We start from the raw sequence: 17,172 nt of genomic DNA on the forward strand, positions 1-17,172 counted from the left end.
CCCGGAAACCCACCAGCCACCAGCCCTCCCCCCACCTCCCCCTCAGCTCAGTTCTCCCCCAAGAACTTCTTGGCCAGTTCGTCCCCTCGGCTGATCGCCGCTTCGTGGCTTTCGATGGGCGTTGCCCGGGAGTTCTTGAAGAGGAGGTAGGTGACGCCCGAGTCGGCGCCGCCGGTCTCCGGGTCGGGGTCTATGCCCAGGTTCTTGGCGGCCGCGTAGGAGGCTTCGCCGATGATCTTGTCGGGGCCGGTGTCTCCGACGGCGGCGTATTCGACCTGGTTGTTGTAGATGATGGCGACGACACCGCCGCCTTTGATGCCGTGCTTGGTGTAGTCCCAGATGCCGCTGGAGCTGGGGACGACGACGAAGGGCAGTTCGGCGGCGTTGAGCGGTTCGCCGTCGGACTGGTGGAACCTGGTGTCGTCCTGGAACCACGGGTCGGTCTGCTTGTTGCACCGGTCGGTGATCTGGCCGTCGCAGTCGATGTCCATATCGGCCTTCCAGAAGACCGCGCCGTTCTTGCCGCAGACGGGGACCGTGGCGGAGGTCTCCTCGTCGGTGCGGTATTTGCCGTTCGAGAGCTGGTCGCAGCCCTTGAGCTTGGCCAGCAGGTCGGCGGCGCTGACGCTGCCTTCCTGGAGGGGGCGGGCCTTGGCGACGGCGGGCGCGTGGGCCGGCTGGGCGGTGGCCGGCAGGGCGGCTGCGGTGAGCAGCGCGGCGCCGGCGACGGTGGCGAGAGCGAGGTTTCCTGTCCGCACTGGGGAACCCTTCGATTAGGAAAGTTTCCTTACCGAGCGCGCCCAATCTGCTCTTCTTTACGTGTCCCCGTCAAGGAGTCGTACGGGGCGCCGCGCCCCGGCCCGTCAGGATCGCCCGCCCGGAGCACGGCCGCGGGCCCGCCCGGAGCACGACCGTCCGGCACGGCCCCCGCACTCCTGCGCTCCGCGCCCGCCGCGCCCGGCGGACGCGCCCGCCCCCGTCTGTGCCTCAGCCCGCCGCTCCCCCGCCGCCCGCCCGGACCAGCCCCGATTCGTACGCGAGGACCACGGCCTGGACGCGGTCGCGGAGGCTCAGCTTGGTGAGGATGCGGCCGACGTGGGTCTTGACGGTGGCCTCGGAGAGCACCAGCCGCGCCGCGATCTCACCGTTCGACAGCCCCTGGGCGACCAGCAGCAGGACCTCCCGTTCGCGTTCCGTCAGCCGGCCCAGTTCGGGGCGGGACGGCTCGGCGCCGGTGGCGGGCAGCATCGGCGTGAACCGGTCCAGCAGCCGGCGGGTGGTGGACGGGGCGACGACCGCGTCACCGCTGTGCACGGCGCGGATCGCGGTGAGCAGTTCGCCCGGCGGGACGTCCTTGAGCATGAAGCCGCTGGCTCCGGCCTTGAGGGCGGAGAACGCGTACTCGTCGAGGTCGAAGGTGGTCAGGATCAGTACCTTCGGTGCGTCCTCGGCACGTCCCTCGCCGCAGATCCGCCGCGTCGCCTCGACACCGTCCAGGTGCGGCATCCGGACGTCCATGAGGATCACGTCGACCTTCGTGGCGCGCAGCACCTCCAGCGCCTCCACACCGTTGCCCGCCTCGGCGACCACCTCCATGTCGGGCTGCGCCGCCAGCACCATCCGGAATCCGGTGCGCAAGAGCGCCTGATCGTCGACGAGCATCACGCGGATGGTCATGGCAGGGGTTCCCCTTCACATGCGGAACGGCGGCGCGCGGAGCGCGGGTACGGAACGGACGGATCAGGAGTGCGGGTCAGGACGCGCGGACCAGGCCGGGACGGTGACGGCGGGAGCGGCACCCCGGACGGCCCCGGACCGGCAGGCCCCGCAACCGGCCCCGGCCCCGGCACCCCGCCCGGAAGGAACGGACGGACGAATGGAACCACGCCACGAGCACCACCGGCCTCCACCGACCGCACCACCGCGCCCCGCCCGGACCGCCGCCCGGCCCCGCTCACCCCTCACCGCTCGGGCCGCAGCGGCAGCACCGCGTCGATGCGGAAGCCGCCGCCCTCGCGCGGGCCCGCCTCCAGGCTGCCGCCGACCATGCCGACCCGCTCGCGCATGCCGATGAGGCCGTGACCGAGGCCGTCGACGCCGCCTTCCTCGTACAGTTCGCGCTGCGCGCCGCGGCCGTCGTCCTCGATGAGGAGTTCCAGTTCGGCGTCCCCGTAGGTGAGGCGGACCGTCGCGCCCACGTCGGGGCCGCCGTGCTTGCGGGTGTTGGTGAGCGCTTCCTGCACGATGCGGTACGCGGTGAGTCCGACGCCGCTGGGCAGGGGCCGCGGGGCGCCGTCGACGCGGAAGTCGACCGGCAGTCCGGCGCCGCGTACCTGGTCGATGAGGTCGGTGAGCTGTTCCACGCCGGGTTGCGGGACGTACTCGCCGCCCTCGGGCTGTTCGCCGGTGCGCAGCACGCCGAGCAGCCGCCGCATCTCGGCGAGGGCCTGCCGTCCGGTGCCGGAGATGGTCTCCAGTGCCTGCCGGGCCTGGTCGGGCGCGTTGTCGAGGACGTACGCGGCGCCGTCGGCCTGGACGACCATGACGGAGACGTTGTGCGCGACGACGTCGTGGAGTTCGCGGGCGATGCGGGCGCGTTCGGCGGCGACGGCGATCCGGGCCTGTGCCTCGCGTTCCTTCTCCAGCCGTTCCGCCTTCTCCTCCAACTGCGCCCAGTACGCGCGCCGGGTGCGGACGGAGTCGCCGAGCACCCAGGCGAGGACGAAGGGGACGGTGAGCAGGACGGTGACGAAAGCGGCTTCCCAGGAGGAGCGTTCGGGGGCCGGATCGCCGAAGCGCATCAGGAAGAGGGTCGGCGCGAGGCAGGCGCCGGTCAGTGCCAGCCGGGACGCCCAGCGGGTGGTGCCGGAGGCGACGGTGTAGACGATGACGAGCATCGCGAAGTCGGCCGGGTTGGAGCCCGAGTGGAAGAACAGTTGGAGGAGGCCGATGAGGATGGCGAGGAGCAGCATCTTCTCGGGCCATCTGCGGCGCAGCGCGATGACGGTGCAGAGCCCGAGGCTGATGAAGATCGCGACGACCACCTCCGTGGCCTCCAGCGACATGACCCACAGACCGTTGAACGCCAGCAGGAGGAACGCCCAGAAGGAGTCCACCCCCGTGGGGTGCCGGCGGAAGAAGTCGTAGAGACGCTGCACGTCACCCAGCGTAGGCAGGGCGTACGGGGGCGGAGGTCAGCCGGAGGAGCGATCCTGCCGGACGGCTCTACTCCGGAAGGTGGAGACGGCGTGCGTACGGAGGACGGTGGGCCGTCCTCCGGTGCGTCGCCGCCCCGGCGCCCCGCCGCACGTCACAGGCGCGCGCCCCGGGCCAGGCCCCTCCCCGCCGCCCGGCCCGTGGTGCGTCCGCCCGTACCGTGGTGCGGTGACGAGCGAGTGGTGCGGCTGGCGGGATGCGGCGGAGGCGGCCCTGTACGGGCCCGGTGGTTTCTACACCCGGCCCGGTGGCCCCGGGCCCGCGGGGCATTTCCGTACGTCGGTGCATGCCTCGCCGCTGTTCGCCGGGGCCGTCGCGCGGCTGCTGCGGGAGGTGGACGCGGCGCTCGGGCACCCGGACGAACTGGCCCTCGTCGATGTCGGCGCCGGCCGCGGCGAGCTGCTGGCCGGTGTCCTCGCCGCCCTGGAGAACACCCCCGGGGACCTTCCGGCGCGGCTGCGTCCGTACGCGGTGGAGCGGGCCGCCCGGCCGGACCGGCTCGATCCGCGGATCGGCTGGTCGGCGCGGTTGCCGGAGCCGGGCTCGGTGGTGGGGCTGCTGTTCGCGAACGAGTGGCTGGACAACGTCCCGGTCGATGTCGTGGAGGCGGACGAGGACGGTGTGGTGCGGCGGGTGCTGGTCCGGGCGGACGGTACGGAGCGGCTCGGCGGGGAGGTCGACGGGCCGGACGCCGCCTGGCTGGCCCGGTGGTGGCCGGGTCTCGCCCCCGGGGAGCCGCGGCCGTCGGGCGCGGCGCCGCCCGTCCCGGGGACGCGCGGCGAGATCGGGCGGCCCCGGGACGCGGCGTGGGCGCGGGCGGTCCGCTGTCTGGACGCGGGGCTGGCGGTCGCCGCCGACTACGCGCACACCCGGGCGGACCGGCCGCCGTTCGGCACGCTGACCGGGTTCCGGGAGGGCCGTGAGGTCCCGCCGGTCCCGGACGGTACGGCCGATGTGACCGCGCATGTGGCGCTCGACGCGTGCGCCGGCCCGGCCGGCCGGCTCCTCTCGCAGCGGGCGGCCCTGCGTTCCCTGGGGGTGACGGGCCGCCGTCCGCCACTGGCACTCGCGTCCACCGACCCCGCCGGGTACGTACGGGCGCTGTCGGCCGCGGGCGCCGCCGCGGAGCTGACCGATCCGGCGGGTCTCGGCGGCTTCGGCTGGCTCGTCGAACCGGTCGGCGCGGAGTGCGCGGAGCTGCTGCGCCCGGAGGCGTGAGCCGTACGGGAGGGGGCGCGGGCCAGGGGGTGCGCGCCGGTGGGTGCCGGTGGGGGCCGCCGTACCGTGCGGGCCCCGGTCCGCGGCGGGCGGGCGGGTCCGGAGGGGTTTTACGGGTGTCCCGTGGGGTGCTGCGAGACTGTTCCCATGACGGAGACGACGGTCGGCATCGGCGGCGCGGCGGAGAGCACCGACATGGTGCTGAACATCGGCCCGCAACACCCCTCCACGCACGGCGTGCTGCGGCTGCGTCTGGTGCTGGACGGCGAGCGGATCCAGCACGCGGAGCCGGTCATCGGCTATATGCACCGGGGCGCGGAGAAGCTGTTCGAGGCGCGGGACTACCGCCAGATCATCATGCTCGCCAACCGCCACGACTGGCTGTCGGCGTTCTCCAACGAGCTGGGTGTGGTCCTCGGCGTCGAGCGGATGCTCGGTATGGAGGTCCCCGAGCGGGCCGTGTGGCTGCGCACCCTGCTTGCGGAGCTGAACCGCGTCCTCAACCACCTGATGTTCCTCGGCTCGTACCCGCTGGAGCTGGGCGGCATCACGCCGGTCTTCTACGCCTTCCGGGAGCGGGAAGAGTTGCAGACGGTCATGGAGGAGGTCTCCGGCGGCCGGATGCACTACATGTTCAACCGCGTCGGCGGCCTCAAGGAGGACCTGCCCGCGGGCTGGACGGACCGCGCGCGCCACGCCGTCGCGCAGGTCCGTTCCCGCATGGGTGTCTTCGACGATCTGGTGCTGGGCAACGAGATCTTCCGCGGCCGCACCCGCGGCGTCGGTGTCCTGTCCCGGGAGGCGGTGCACGCGTACGGGGTGTCCGGGCCGATCGCGCGGGCGTCCGGCGTCGACTTCGATCTGCGGCGCGACGAGCCGTACCTCGCCTACGCCGACCTCCAGGACACGCTGAAGGTCGCCGTGCGAGAGGAGGGTGACTGCCTGGCCCGCTTCGAGTGCCTGCTGGAGCAGAGCCACAACGCCCTCGATCTCGCCGACGCCTGCCTGGACCGCCTCGCGCAGCTCCCGCCCGGCCCGGTCAACCAGCGGCTGCCGAAGGTGCTGAAGGCCCCGGAGGGCGCGACGTACGCGTGGACGGAGAACCCGCTCGGCATCAACGGTTACTACCTCGTCTCCAAGGGCGAGAAGACCCCGTACCGCCTGAAGCTGCGCTCCGCGTCGTACAACAACATCCAGGCCCTGACGGAGCTCCTGCCCGGCACCCTCGTCGCGGACATGGTCGCGATCCTGGGCTCTCTCTTCTTCGTCGTCGGCGACATCGACAAGTAGGCGACGGGTAACGGCCCCTCTTGCCGGTACCGACGTCCCCGGGGCCGCTCCCGACGCCCCCGACGTCCCCCGGACCGTCGCTGACGTTCCCGTGGGCCGTACCGCCGACGCCCGCGACGGCCCCGTCCCGGGCGGTACGCACGACGCCGGCCCCTCCCCCACACGTTCGGGGAGGGGCCGGCGTCTTCGTTTCACGGCCGGGGCCGGGGTCATCGGCTCGGGCCCCGGCCGGGCCGCCGGCTCGGGGCCGGTCGCTCGGGCCGGTCCCGGCCTACGCGCTCGGGCTCGGGACCGGAGCCCGGAACCGGGCTCCGGTACGGCCCATCGGGCCCGGGCCCGGTCGCGGGTTACGAGATGGCGGTGCGGAGGCCGGCCAGGTCGAGCTGTTCGGTCTCGTCGTGGGCGGTCAGGTCGATGACCTCGCCCACACCGTCCTTCTCCGTGGCGTCCTTGTCGGCGGCGTCCTCGGCGGCGGTGCCTTCGGGCCCGTCACCGTCCGGGGCGGCGCCGTCAGGAGCCGGAGCTTCCGCGTGGGCACCGTCGGCCGCCGGGGCTTCCGCCTCGGCACCCGCGGCCGCCGCGCCTTCGGGCTCCACCGGCTGAACGGCACCGGTATCGGCGCCGGCCTCGGCATCGGTCTCAGCACCGGCCTCGGCGGTCTCCGTGACGGAGGCGACGGCCGGAACCGGGCCGTCCTGCGCACCGGCCTCCGGGACGGCCGCCTCGGGCGCACCGGTCTCCGGAACGGTCCCGGCCCCGGGAGCGTTACCGGGCGCGGTCCCGGCCTCCGCATCCACCGGGCCGGGGCGCCGGTGGCTGCCGGTTCCGGACGCCGGTTCCGGCTCCGCCGGACGGAGGCGGGCGGCGGCGCGGACGGTCTGCTCGGCGATGGCCTCGTCGCCGACGACATCGGCGAGGTCCTCCTCCATGGGCGCGGACAGCGCCGGAGAGGTCGTGTTGCCGAAGAAGTCGAAGCCGCCGATCTCGCGGGAGGCCGGGGGCCGGGGCGCGGCGGGCGGGGAGACGGCCGCGGCGGCGGCCGGGACGGGGCGCAGCGCCGGTCCGTCCGGCGCGGGCGCCCCGGGGCCGGCGGCGGCCGGGGCCGCGTGCCTGCCGCGCGGCCGGTCGGCGCCGCTGTTCTCCGTACCGGCGTCGCGCTGCCGGGCGGCGTTGCGGGCCAGCCGCTGGAGGGCGTGGTCGGCCTGCGCGAACGTGGCCGGGACGGGGCGCCCCGGCGCGACCGGGCCGCCCGATCCGGTGCGTGCCGACGCGTTCTGACGGGGCGTGCCACCGGTGGCGGCCGGGGCGGCGGGCGCTGCGGTGCGCTCCGCCGCCGGGGCCCCGGCGGGTCCGGGCAGCGCCGCGGCGGGCGCCGCCGCCTCTATGGCGAGCCGGCGGCGGCGCTCCAGGGCGCCGGCCCGCTCGGTCTCGGAGGTGGCGTAGCGGCGCAGCAGGTCGGCGTGTTCGGTGCGCAGCCGGGCGAGTTCGGCGCGCTTGGCGCGGAGCTTGGTGTCCAGGGCGGCGCGGATCTCGCGGGATTCCTCGGCGTCCGATTCGAGTTCGGCGATCCGCTCCTCGGTGCGCCACTCGTCGCGGACGCGGGCACGGCCCAGTTCGGCGACGCGCCTGCCGGCCTTGCGGTCCCAGGCGCGCAGCAGCACCGCGCCGGTGACCGCGGCGCCCGCGGCTCCGGCGGCGAGCACCCGCTGCACCAGGTCGTCGCCGACGAACCATGTCCCGGCGGCGCAGACGATCGACGCTCCGGCGACCGAGGAGGGAGGAAGCAGCCGGTGGAGGGGTGGTGAATGGCGGTGGCGTCCTCGTGGCATGGCCAGAAACTTACCGTGCGCCGGAGGCCGATGGAGCCCCGCCCGCCGATCCGTTTCCCGGTGGTTACTTCTTCAGCAGTCCCTTCGCCTCCAGATAAGTCTGTGCGACCTCCTCGGGCTTGAGCCGTTCGGCGTCGACCTTACGGTTCAGATTGATCAGGTCTTTGGTGGTGAGGACCTGCGTGAGCTTGCCGAGCGCCGTCTCGATTCCCTTGTCACCTGCGCTTTTGGCATTTACGACGGGCAGTACGTTGTCGGCGTTCTGGAGCTTCTTGTCGTCGGTGAGGAGAACCAGCCCGAAGTTGCCGAGGGTGGCGTCCGTGGTCGTGGTCAGCACCACCTGATCGGTACCGTCCTTGACGGCCTGTTTGGACGACGGGGAGCCCACACCCTTGGGGTCGATCCCGGCGACGGATATGCCGTACGTCTTCTCCAGTCCCGGCTTGCAGAACGGCCTGGTCTCGCACTCCTCACCGGCGGCGATCTTCACCTTCTGCCCGGAGGTACCGAGGTCGGAGAGGGTCTTCAGCTTGTGCTTCGCGGCGAATTCGGCGGTGACCGCGAAGGCGTTCTGGTCCGCGGCGGCGCCGGCCGGGAGGACGGTGAGACCGCGCGGGGCGGCGAGCTTCTTCAGCGCCGTGACGGTCTTGCCGATGTCGCCGGAGGCGACGGGCTTCGCCTTCGCGCCGTTCTCCTTCGCGTTGAGGAATTCGGCGAGGGTGGAGGCGTATTCGGGAACGACATCGATCTGGCCCTTCTCCAGGGCCGGTTCGTACAGTTCGCGATTGTCGAGCGTCTGGACCCGGGCGTCGTATCCGGCGGCTCCCAGGAGCTTGGAATACATCTGCGCGAGAACCTTCGACTCGGTGAAAACGGCCGAGCCGATGACGATTTCACCCTTGCCGCCGCCCTTCCCCCGGGCCGCTCCCTTGTCCTCCAGGCTCTGGCCACCGCAGGCGGCCAGAGCCGCCGCCAGTACGACCACCGTGCCCGCGGCGAGCGCGGTGCGCGCCCCTCGCGACGTGCTGCTCATGGATCCGTCCTTCGCTTCGTCGGTCTTGGCTTCGTCGGTCTTGGCTTCGTCGGTTCGGATCTGCCGGTTTCGGCTTGCCGGTGCGGGTACGGGGCCGGGCGCCGCCGGGCCGGGGCGCCGGGCGGGCCGTGGCAGGGTATGCGGGCGGCCCCGCCGCCCGTCAGGCCGTGCTGCCGATCGCTGCCGCATCGTCATCCCGCGCCCCGCCACCGGCCCGCGCCTGTCCGCCGCGGGCCGCCCGGCGGCGGCCGCGCATCGGGTCGCAGAGCCGGTCGACCAGGACGAGGGCGCCCTCGACGAGCAGGGCGAGGACCGCGACCAGCACCGCCCCGGCGACGACCTGTGCGGTGTCGTAGTTGCCGAAGCCCGCGGTGATGACGCGGCCGAGCCCGCCGCCGCCGGCCATCGCCGCCAGCGTGGCCGTCGCGACGATCTGGACGGCCGCGGACCGCAGGCCGGTCATCAGCAGCGGATAGGCGAGGGGCAGTTCGACGCGGAGCAGGAGCTGCGGGCCGGACATCCCCATCCCGCGGGCGGCCTCCACGGCGTCCCGGTCGGCCTCGCGTATGCCGAGGTAGGCGTTGGTCAGCAGCGGCGGTATCGCGAACAGCACCAGGGCGATGACCGTGGGCCACTCCCCCTGGCTGCCGAGCGGACCGATCGTCAGCAGCACCAGCACCGCGAAGGTCGGCACCGCCCGCCCGACGTTGGAGATGTTGACGGCCAGCGCCCCGCCCTTGCCGATGTGGCCCAGCCAGAGTGCGAGCGGCAGCGCCACCAGGCAGGAGAGCACCAGGCAGACCGCGCTGATCTGCACATGCTCCGTAAGTCGGTGCCAGACGCCTTTCTCGCCCGCCCAGTTGGCGGCTGTCGTCAGCCACTGCCAGGCGCCTGTGAGTGCGTCCATCGTCAGGCCACCGCCTTCGTCGCCCGGGTGCGCCGGCCGCCGCGCCGCGCCGCGGCCCGCGGCCGGGTCCACGGCGTCAGCAGCCGCTGCGCCGCCATCAGCAGCAGGTCCGCCGCGACGGCGAGCAGGACGCAGAGCACCGAGGCGGTCAGCACCTCGGCCTTGAAGAAGCCCTCCAGACCGCTGGCGATGAGGTTGCCCAGCCCGCCGAAGCCGACGACGGAGCCGATGGTCGTCATCGCGACGGTCGAGACCGTGGCGATGCGTATCCCGGCGACCAAGGCCGGGAGCGCCAGCGGGAGTTCGACCCCGAACAGCAGCCGTACGGGGCCGTAGCCCATCCCTCGGGCCGCCTCGCGGACCTCGGCGGGCACCGCGTCGAGCCCGGCGAGGATGTTGCGGACCAGGATCGTCAGGGAGTAGAGCACCAGGCCCGTGATGACGACGGCGACGGAGACCCCGAAGACCGGGGTCAGCAGCGCGAACATCGCCAGCGACGGGATGGTGTAGAGCACCGTCGTCAGCCCCAGCACCGCGCCCGCGACCGCGCGCCGCCGCCGGGCGAGCAGCGCCAGCGGGAAGGCGATCAGCAGCCCGAGGACCACGGACGCCACGGTGATGCCGATGTGCTGCACGGTGGCGTCCAGCAACTCGTGGCTACGGGTGCGCAGATACGCGCCGCAGATCCAGTCGTTGGCCACCATGCAGTCGGAGCCGCCCGGCCCCGCGGCCTGCGGCATCCAGGGACCGCCCGGATCCGCCGGCACCTTCCCGGACGGCCAGGCGGCCGCCGTCAGGCTCCACGGCACGCTCATCCGTCGTCACCTCCCCCGCCCTGTCGCTCACATTTTCGGTGACTGTCTGCGACCCTATCCCCCACCACTGACATCCGGACCGGCCGCCATATGTCCGCCACATCGCGTTCACGCGCCGCTGCCCACAATGGAGACCGTCCACAACGGGGGAATGCATGATCCGCTTCGAGCACGTCACCAAGCGCTACCCGGACGGGACGACCGCCGTCGACGACCTCTCCTTCGAGGTCGCGGAGGGCGAACTCGTCACCCTCGTCGGCCCGTCGGGCTGCGGCAAAACCACCACGATGAAGATGGTCAACCGGCTCATCGACCCCACCGCGGGCACCATCTCCGTCGCGGGCGAGAACATCGCGGACACCGACCCGGTGGAACTGCGGCGCCGGATCGGCTACGTCATCCAGCAGGTCGGCCTCTTCCCCCACAAGACCGTCCTCGACAACACCGCCACCGTCCCCCACCTGCTCGGCACCCCGCGCAAAAAGGCACGCCAACGCGCCGCGGAACTCCTCGACCTCGTCGGACTCGACCCCACCGCCTACGGACACCGCTACCCCGACCAACTCTCCGGCGGCCAACGCCAACGCGTCGGCGTCGCCCGCGCCCTCGCCGCCGACCCGCCCGTCCTCCTCATGGACGAACCCTTCGGCGCCGTCGACCCCGTCGTCCGCGAACACCTCCAGAACGAATTCCGCCGCCTCCAGCGACAACTCGGCAAAACCGTCCTCTTCGTCACCCACGACATCGAGGAAGCCATCCGCCTCGGCGACCGCATCGCCGTCTACGGACACGGCCGCATCGAGCAGTTCGACACCCCCGCAGCCGTCCTCGGCGCCCCCGCCACCCCGTACGTCGCCGAGTTCGTCGGCGCGGACCGCGGGATCAAGCGGCTCTCGGTCACCCCCGTCGAAGCCGGTGACCTGGAGGAACGGCCGGTCGTCCGGCTCGACGACCCGGCCGGCCGCGCCGCCGCCGCCCTCGCCGCCGACGACGCCTCCTGGGCGGTCGTCCTGGACGGCGACGCCGCCCCGTACGGCTGGGTGCCCGCCGCCGCGCTCACCGGCGACGGCGCCGCGGACCCCGGCTCGACCGTCCGCGACCACGCCCGGCCCATGGACGCCACGCTGCCGGTGGGCGCACCGCTGCGGGAGGCGTTCGGCGCGCTGCTGGGCCACGACGCCGGGTGGATAGCCGTCCTCGACGAGGGGCGCTACGCGGGCATCCTCACGCCCGGCGGGCTGCACGCCGCGCTGCGCCGCGCGACCACCGCCGACACCGACCGGACCACCCGCGAGGCGGTCACCCTGGACACCGTCCCGAGCGCCTGACCACCGGACCGGAACGCGCACGGGCCCCCGCACGGCCCGGCTGCCCGCCGTCGAGGCCGGTCATACGACAGGGCCCGCGCCGGACGGCCGCGGGCCCTGAAGCGGGTACGGGTCCGGCGGGCGGCCGGCTCCGGTGGTTCACACGGACGCGGCTCCCGGCCCCTCCGTGTCCTCGTCGTCGGGCAGCTTGCAGACCCGCTCCAGGAAGAGGGCGGCGGCGACCACGGCGGCGCCCGCCAGGACCGAGAGACCGGCGTAGATCGCCTGGTCACGGCGGGGCCCGGAGTCCAGACCGTTGATCAGCAGGAAGACGCCGACGCCGCCGTAAATCCCGGCGACCAGCGCCGCGACGAGGGCGCTGGCCTGCCCGAAGACCAGGACCCGGGCGGCGAGCAGCGGCTCCACGCCCTTGGCACCCGGACGCCGCTCACGCTGGGCGCGCAGCCGCGACCGGAACGAGAAGGCGGCCGAGCCCAGCAGCGCGGCGATCAGCGCCAGCACGATCGGCGCGGCCACCGGGACGCTCGGCAGGCTCCCGAGGCTGTCCCACAGCCGGGCGCCGGCCCACGCCAGCACCCCGGCCACCACGAACAGCCCGACCAGCACCTTGATACGTAGCTGCTTCACCGGGCATTCGCTCCTCGCGCCGTCATGGCCGTACCGCTCGATCCGTCACGCCGCGCCGCGGCGCGCACGTCCTACGCAACCACGCCGACGGCACAACCGCCGCACGGCCCGGCCGCACGCCGCGGACCGGCGTACGGGACCGGCCGGACCTGCGCCGTCCGCGCGGACCCGCAAGCCTAACGATTACTCGGGCAGCCTCAGTTCCAGGTCGGTACGGAGCGCGACGCCCTCGCTGCCGACCGCGGCCAGCAGCTCGGCGACCGGGCCCCGCCCGGGGACCTCGGCGGACGGGTCGATGTCGTGCCACGGCACCAGCACGAAGGCCCGCTCATGGGCGCGCGGGTGCGGCAGCGTCAGCCGCGGGTCGTCGGAGACGACGTCCTGGTAAGCGAGGATGTCGACATCGATGGTGCGCGGGCCCCACCGCTCGTCCCGCACCCGCTCGAAGGCTTCCTCGATGGCGTGGCCGCGCTCCAGCAGGGACGCCGGCGGCAGCGTCGTCTTGATCAGCACGACGGCGTTGAAGTACGCGGGCTGCGAGCCCGGCTCGACGCCCCACGGCTCGGTCTCGTACACCGGCGAGACGGCCTTGACCCGCAGGCCGGGGGTGTCCTCCAGCGCGTCGATCGCGCCCTGGAGGGTCTCCAGGCGGTTGCCGAGATTGCTGCCGAGGGAGATGACGGCGCGCTTGGGGTTGGAGAGCGTCACATCGGCGGCGTCCACCTGCTCGACGACGGACGTGGGCACCGGCTGGACGGTCGGGTCGCTGCTGGTCTTCATACTCGGCTCCGGGTGATGGTGATGGTCACGTCGTCGAAGGGGACGGTGATCGGGGCGTCCGGCTTGTGCACCACGACCTCCACCTCCTGCACCCCCTCGTGCTTCAGGCACTGGGTGGCGATCCGTTCCGCGAGGGTCTCGATGAGGTCGACCGGATCGCCCTCGACGATCGCCACCACCTCCTCGGCCACCACGCCGTAATGGACGGTCCTGGCGAGATCGTCGGCCGCCGCCGCCGGGCGGGTGTCCAGGCCCAGCACCAGATCGACGAGGAAGGTCTGGCCCTCTTCCCGTTCGCGGGGGAACACCCCGTGGTGCCCACGGGCCTTCAGCCCACGCAGCGCGACACGATCCACGCGAATCACTCCCACCGGTCCGGCGCCTGCGGCGCCCTGCTCGTCGGATTCCGGACCCGCGCCGAACGCCTCCGGCACATCGCCCGTTGTCGAATCTACCTGCGAGCACCGACAACGTTTGCCCACGGGGGCTATGGACAAGGCCCGTCGCCGCTGCTGAGAACGCGCCCTGCGGAAGCGGGCCCGGGACGGCCTTCGACCGTCCGCGCGGCCTCTTACCCGTGACCGCACACCCCACCCCTACCCGTACCGCACTTGGCTCGAACGGGTGCCCGCCACCTGCCCCGCTGACCCCCGGCGCTGACGCCGCGGCCCGTCGGCCGGGGCTCGGCAGCCACCCGGGCTGCCGCCCCGTGCCGGGCGACGTCGCAGGTCAGACGCCTCCCGCGACCCCGCCGGGACCGTCTTGGCCCGCGTCCTCGTCGTCGTCGCCGTCCGTCAGCACCGGCGAACCGTGGTGCGACCACACCCGCCAGCCCTCCTCCGTACGGCGGAAGACATTGGTCGCCACGACGAGCTGGCCGATGAGCGGCCCCACCGAACCGTCGTCCTCGGCCGGACCGCCGCTGAGGATGTTCTCGGTGCAGGTGACCAGCGCGGTGTCTCCCATCACATCGATCTCGACATCGGTGAGGAAGAACTGGATGTACTCGGTGTTCGCCATGATCAGCGCGTACGAACGGAGCACCTCGCCGCGGCCGCGCAGTACCGGCCAGCCCGGGTGCACCACGCTGACCTGCCCCTCCAGCCAGAGCGCGGACACCGCCTCGTGGTCGCCGCGCTCCACGGCCTCGTACAGCTCCGTGTTCGCCTGCTCGACCAGCTCGATGTCGGTCCGTGGGCCCAACCCGCTCACACCGCTCCTGTCACGTCGTCCGGCGTGCCTTCCGCCGCCTTCTCCAGCGCGCGGGCGACCCGCACCGCGTCCGCGCTCGCCCGTACCTCGTGGACCCGCACGGCCCAGGCGCCCTCCCGCGCCACCAGCGCGGAGACCGCCGCCGTCGCCGCGTCCCGCTCCCGGGCCGGCGGCGGGGCCGCGCCCTCGTCGCCCGCCAGCACCCTGCCCAGGAACCGTTTGCGCGATGCGGCCACCAGCAGCGGACGGCCCAGCGCCCGCAGCCGGGGAAGCTGCGCGACCAGCGCCAGGTCGTGCGCGGCGTCCTTGGCGAAGCCCAGCCCCGGGTCGATGACGGTGCGCTCCGGGGCGATACCGCCGGCCACCGCGCGCTCCATGCTGCGGGCGAGTTCGTCGACGACCTCGCCGACGACGTCCGCGTAGACCGCGCGGTTGTTCATGTCGATGGACTGACCGCGCCAGTGCATCACCACGAACGGCACCCGCGCCGCGGCGACCGCGGGGATCATCGCCGGGTCCGCGGCGCCCGCGGAGACGTCGTTGACCAGCCGCGCACCGGCCGCCACCGCCTGCTCCGCGACGCGGGCGCGCATGGTGTCCACGGAGACCACCGCGCCCGCCGCGGCCAGCTCCCGGACGACGGGTATGACGCGGCGCAGCTCCTCGGCCTCGTCCACCCGCGCCGCGCCCGGACGGGTCGACTCACCGCCCACGTCGATCAGATCGGCGCCCTGCGCCACCAGGTCCAGGCCGTGTTTGACGGCCAGCTCGGGGTCGAACCACGCGCCGCCGTCGGAGAACGAGTCGGGCGTGACGTTGACCACGCCCATCACCGCGCAGCGATCCCACTCCGGCAGTCCGGCCACCCGGTCACGCAAGGTATCCATGCCCCCAGCGTAGGCGCTGTTCCAGCCACCCGAACGGCGGCCGCCGACGGGCGGAACGAGGCCGTCCGCGGCGCCGCCCGGCGCCCGGCCCGCGCCCTCCTCAGGCGGCCCGCTCGACCGCGTCCCGCCCTGTCCGCGGCGTCGGCACATGTACGCACGGGCGGGGCTCGGCGGGCCTGCGGCGGCGCAGCACGCGTGGCAGTCCCAGTTCCAGATAGCCCTCGGCCTGGAGTGCGGCCAGCCCGATGCGGGGGATGTCGCGGCTGTTGCGGAAGACCACGAAACGGGGCTCCCAGCGCGGCTGGAACTTGTCGTTGAACTTGTACAGCGACTCGATCTGGTACCACCGCGACAGGAAGATCAGCATGCCGCGCCAGACCCGGATGACCGGCCCGGCGCCCAGCTTCTCGCCGCGCTCCAGGGACGAGCGGAACACCGCGAAGTTCAGCGACACCCGCGCGATCTTCAGCTCCGGCGCCGCCTGGAGCGCCGCGACGATCAGCAGCTCGTTCATGCCCGGATCGGCCGAACGGTCGCGGCGCATCAGCTCCAGCGAGATGCCGTCGCGGCCCCACGGTACGTAGTGCTGCATCGCCTTGAGATCGCCGAACGGGCCGGGCTCGGTGCCCTCCTCCGGCGCGAGGTGGGCGGTGGCGATGACCGCGTCCCCGTCGGCGTCCGCGTCGATCCGGCCCAGCGCCATGGAGAAACCGCGCTCGGTATCGGTGTCCCGCCAGGCGTCGGCCGCCCGCTGGATCCGCGCCAGCTCCTCCGGCTCCAGGTCGCGCACCCGCCGCACCCGGGTCTCGTAGCCGCCCCGCTCGATGCGCTTGACCATCTGGCGGACGTTCCGCATCGACCGGCCACTGAGCGTGAAGTCCGCCACATCGACGATGGCCTCGTCGCCCAGCTCCAGGGCGTCCATCCCGGTCTCGCGGGTCCACACCTGGCCGCCGGTCTCGCTGCACCCGGTCACCGCGGGCGTCCAGGAGTGCGCCCGCGCCACCTCCATGAACCGCTCGATGGCGCCGGGCCACGCCTCGACGTCACCGATCGGATCGCCGCTGGCCAGCATCACCCCGGAGATCACCCGGTAGCAGACGGCCGCCTTACCGGTCGGCGAGAAGACGGCGCCCTTGTCGCGGCGGAGCGCGAAGTAGCCGAGCGAGTCCCGGCCGCCGTGCCGCGCCAGCAGCTCCCGCAGCCTCGCCTCGTCGTCCTCGGTCAGCCGCGCCGCCGGGTGCTCGGGCCGGAACGCCAGATAGGCGGTGGTGGCGGCGGTCACCAGCCCGAGCGCGCCGAGCGAGTAGCCGACGGTGTAGTCCACACCGCTGGTGTACGCGACGGGGCCCTCGAAGCCGCACAGCCCCCACAGGACGTGCTGGACGCGCTCCCACGTGGTCGGCGAGCCGACGATGCGGTCCGGGTGCGAGGAGACGATCACCATGCCGATGCCGAAGCTCGCGCCGCCCAGCACCACCGCACCCGCCAGCGCCTTCCAGCGGCTGCGGGGATCGGGCAGCGCCGCGAACTCCTTGCGGTGCCACACCAGGAAGCCCAGCAGCAGCAACGACAAGGCCGCGCCGAACACCGAATGGCGGTAGACCAACTGGGCGACGGCGCCGACCGGCAGCAGCGCCACCGCCGCCGTCCACGCCCGGCGTTTGCGCCGCTTGAGGCCGTGCGCCAGGAGGAGCAGCAGGATGCCCACGACGAGGGAGGCGGCGGCCGCCAGCGGGCTGACCGCGCCCGGCAGCACCTCGGCCAGGTGGTGCATCCGGCTGTGGCGGAAGCGCGGGAAGACGCCGGAGACGATGTCGAGGAGGCCGACGACGACGCCGGCACTGCCGACCAGCGGCGGCACCGAGTCCGGCCGCGGCCCCCGGAGCCAGCGTGGCCTACCCCACGCAACCGACTCCGACTTTCCGCCATCTAGCCTGTCAGACATCACTTTCCCGTCGCCCCGGTCGAGAGAACGTGCGAACCTGGATCGCAGCTTCCGGACTTTTGCGCCCTGTATGACGGCGTTT

At 73.4% G+C, this 17,172-nt stretch carries 16 protein-coding genes; 3 read left to right on the top strand and 13 right to left on the bottom strand.

Annotated features, from left to right (window positions below; translation table 11 throughout):
• Nucleotides 1-47: 47 nt before the first annotated feature.
• The 3 genes from ACGH2B_RS10995 to ACGH2B_RS11005 all read right to left on the bottom strand — a co-directional run bounded on the left by ACGH2B_RS10995 (nt 48) and on the right by ACGH2B_RS11005 (nt 3,158).
• The gene (locus ACGH2B_RS10995; protein ID WP_399087501.1) at nt 48-758 is read right to left on the bottom strand and encodes a glycoside hydrolase family 75 protein; all 711 of its coding nucleotides are present in this window, start codon (nt 756-758) and stop codon (nt 48-50) included.
• A gap of 229 nt (nt 759-987) precedes the next feature.
• The gene (locus ACGH2B_RS11000) at nt 988-1,677 is read right to left on the bottom strand and encodes a response regulator (protein ID WP_399087503.1); all 690 of its coding nucleotides are present in this window, start codon (nt 1,675-1,677) and stop codon (nt 988-990) included.
• Nucleotides 1,678-1,961: 284 nt separating this feature from the next.
• Nucleotides 1,962-3,158: a sensor histidine kinase gene (locus ACGH2B_RS11005; protein ID WP_399087505.1), complete on the bottom strand. Its 1,197-nt coding sequence runs from the start codon at nt 3,156-3,158 to the stop codon at nt 1,962-1,964.
• 226 nt (nt 3,159-3,384) lie between these two features.
• Here ACGH2B_RS11005 and ACGH2B_RS11010 point away from each other — a divergent pair, with 226 nt between their 5' ends.
• The gene (locus tag ACGH2B_RS11010; RefSeq protein WP_399087507.1) at nt 3,385-4,434 is read left to right on the top strand and encodes an SAM-dependent methyltransferase; all 1,050 of its coding nucleotides are present in this window, start codon (nt 3,385-3,387) and stop codon (nt 4,432-4,434) included.
• A 147-nt stretch (nt 4,435-4,581) separates the two neighbouring features.
• Nucleotides 4,582-5,724, top strand: coding sequence for an NADH-quinone oxidoreductase subunit D (locus tag ACGH2B_RS11015; protein WP_399087509.1), 1,143 nt, complete (start codon nt 4,582-4,584; stop codon nt 5,722-5,724).
• Between the two features lie 347 nt (nt 5,725-6,071).
• Here ACGH2B_RS11015 and ACGH2B_RS11020 read toward each other — a convergent pair whose 3' ends face one another.
• The 4 genes from ACGH2B_RS11020 to ACGH2B_RS11035 form a co-directional block, all read right to left on the bottom strand.
• The gene (locus tag ACGH2B_RS11020; RefSeq protein WP_399087510.1) at nt 6,072-7,553 is read right to left on the bottom strand and encodes a hypothetical protein; all 1,482 of its coding nucleotides are present in this window, start codon (nt 7,551-7,553) and stop codon (nt 6,072-6,074) included.
• 64 nt (nt 7,554-7,617) lie between these two features.
• Nucleotides 7,618-8,586 (bottom strand): ABC transporter substrate-binding protein, encoded by a 969-nt coding sequence (locus tag ACGH2B_RS11025; protein WP_399087512.1) that lies wholly within the window; start codon nt 8,584-8,586, stop codon nt 7,618-7,620.
• 160 nt (nt 8,587-8,746) lie between these two features.
• Nucleotides 8,747-9,493, bottom strand: coding sequence for an ABC transporter permease (locus tag ACGH2B_RS11030; RefSeq protein ID WP_399087514.1), 747 nt, complete (start codon nt 9,491-9,493; stop codon nt 8,747-8,749).
• 2 nt (nt 9,494-9,495) lie between these two features.
• Nucleotides 9,496-10,233, bottom strand: a complete 738-nt coding sequence (locus tag ACGH2B_RS11035) for an ABC transporter permease (protein WP_399096924.1) — start codon at nt 10,231-10,233, stop codon at nt 9,496-9,498.
• Between the two features lie 230 nt (nt 10,234-10,463).
• Here ACGH2B_RS11035 and ACGH2B_RS11040 point away from each other — a divergent pair, with 230 nt between their 5' ends.
• Nucleotides 10,464-11,636, top strand: a complete 1,173-nt coding sequence (locus ACGH2B_RS11040; RefSeq protein ID WP_399087516.1) for an ABC transporter ATP-binding protein — start codon at nt 10,464-10,466, stop codon at nt 11,634-11,636.
• Between the two features lie 138 nt (nt 11,637-11,774).
• Here the strand turns inward: ACGH2B_RS11040 and ACGH2B_RS11045 are convergent, their stop codons facing one another.
• The 6 genes from ACGH2B_RS11045 to ACGH2B_RS11070 form a co-directional block, all read right to left on the bottom strand.
• Entirely contained in the window at nt 11,775-12,263 is a 489-nt protein-coding gene (locus tag ACGH2B_RS11045; protein ID WP_399087518.1) for a DUF3180 domain-containing protein, read from the bottom strand.
• Nucleotides 12,264-12,446: 183 nt separating this feature from the next.
• Complete coding sequence (folK, locus tag ACGH2B_RS11050) at nt 12,447-13,043, bottom strand: 2-amino-4-hydroxy-6-hydroxymethyldihydropteridine diphosphokinase (RefSeq protein ID WP_399087520.1); 597 nt, start codon at nt 13,041-13,043, stop codon at nt 12,447-12,449.
• Entirely contained in the window at nt 13,040-13,399 is a 360-nt protein-coding gene (folB, locus tag ACGH2B_RS11055; protein ID WP_399087522.1) for a dihydroneopterin aldolase, read from the bottom strand. The genes folK and folB overlap by 4 nt, the downstream gene beginning before the upstream one ends.
• Before the next feature lie 373 nt (nt 13,400-13,772).
• A complete protein-coding gene (locus ACGH2B_RS11060) occupies nt 13,773-14,246 on the bottom strand; it encodes a nuclear transport factor 2 family protein (RefSeq protein WP_399096927.1) in 474 nt (157 codons plus the stop codon).
• Nucleotides 14,247-14,251: 5 nt separating this feature from the next.
• Nucleotides 14,252-15,142 (bottom strand): dihydropteroate synthase, encoded by an 891-nt coding sequence (gene folP, locus ACGH2B_RS11065; RefSeq protein WP_399087524.1) that lies wholly within the window; start codon nt 15,140-15,142, stop codon nt 14,252-14,254.
• A gap of 100 nt (nt 15,143-15,242) precedes the next feature.
• Complete coding sequence (locus ACGH2B_RS11070; protein ID WP_399087526.1) at nt 15,243-17,090, bottom strand: phosphatidylglycerol lysyltransferase domain-containing protein; 1,848 nt, start codon at nt 17,088-17,090, stop codon at nt 15,243-15,245.
• Nucleotides 17,091-17,172: the final 82 nt, after the last annotated feature.

The organism is Streptomyces sp. BBFR2 (genome assembly GCF_044497305.1).
Classification (GTDB): Bacteria; Actinomycetota; Actinomycetes; order Streptomycetales; family Streptomycetaceae; genus Streptomyces.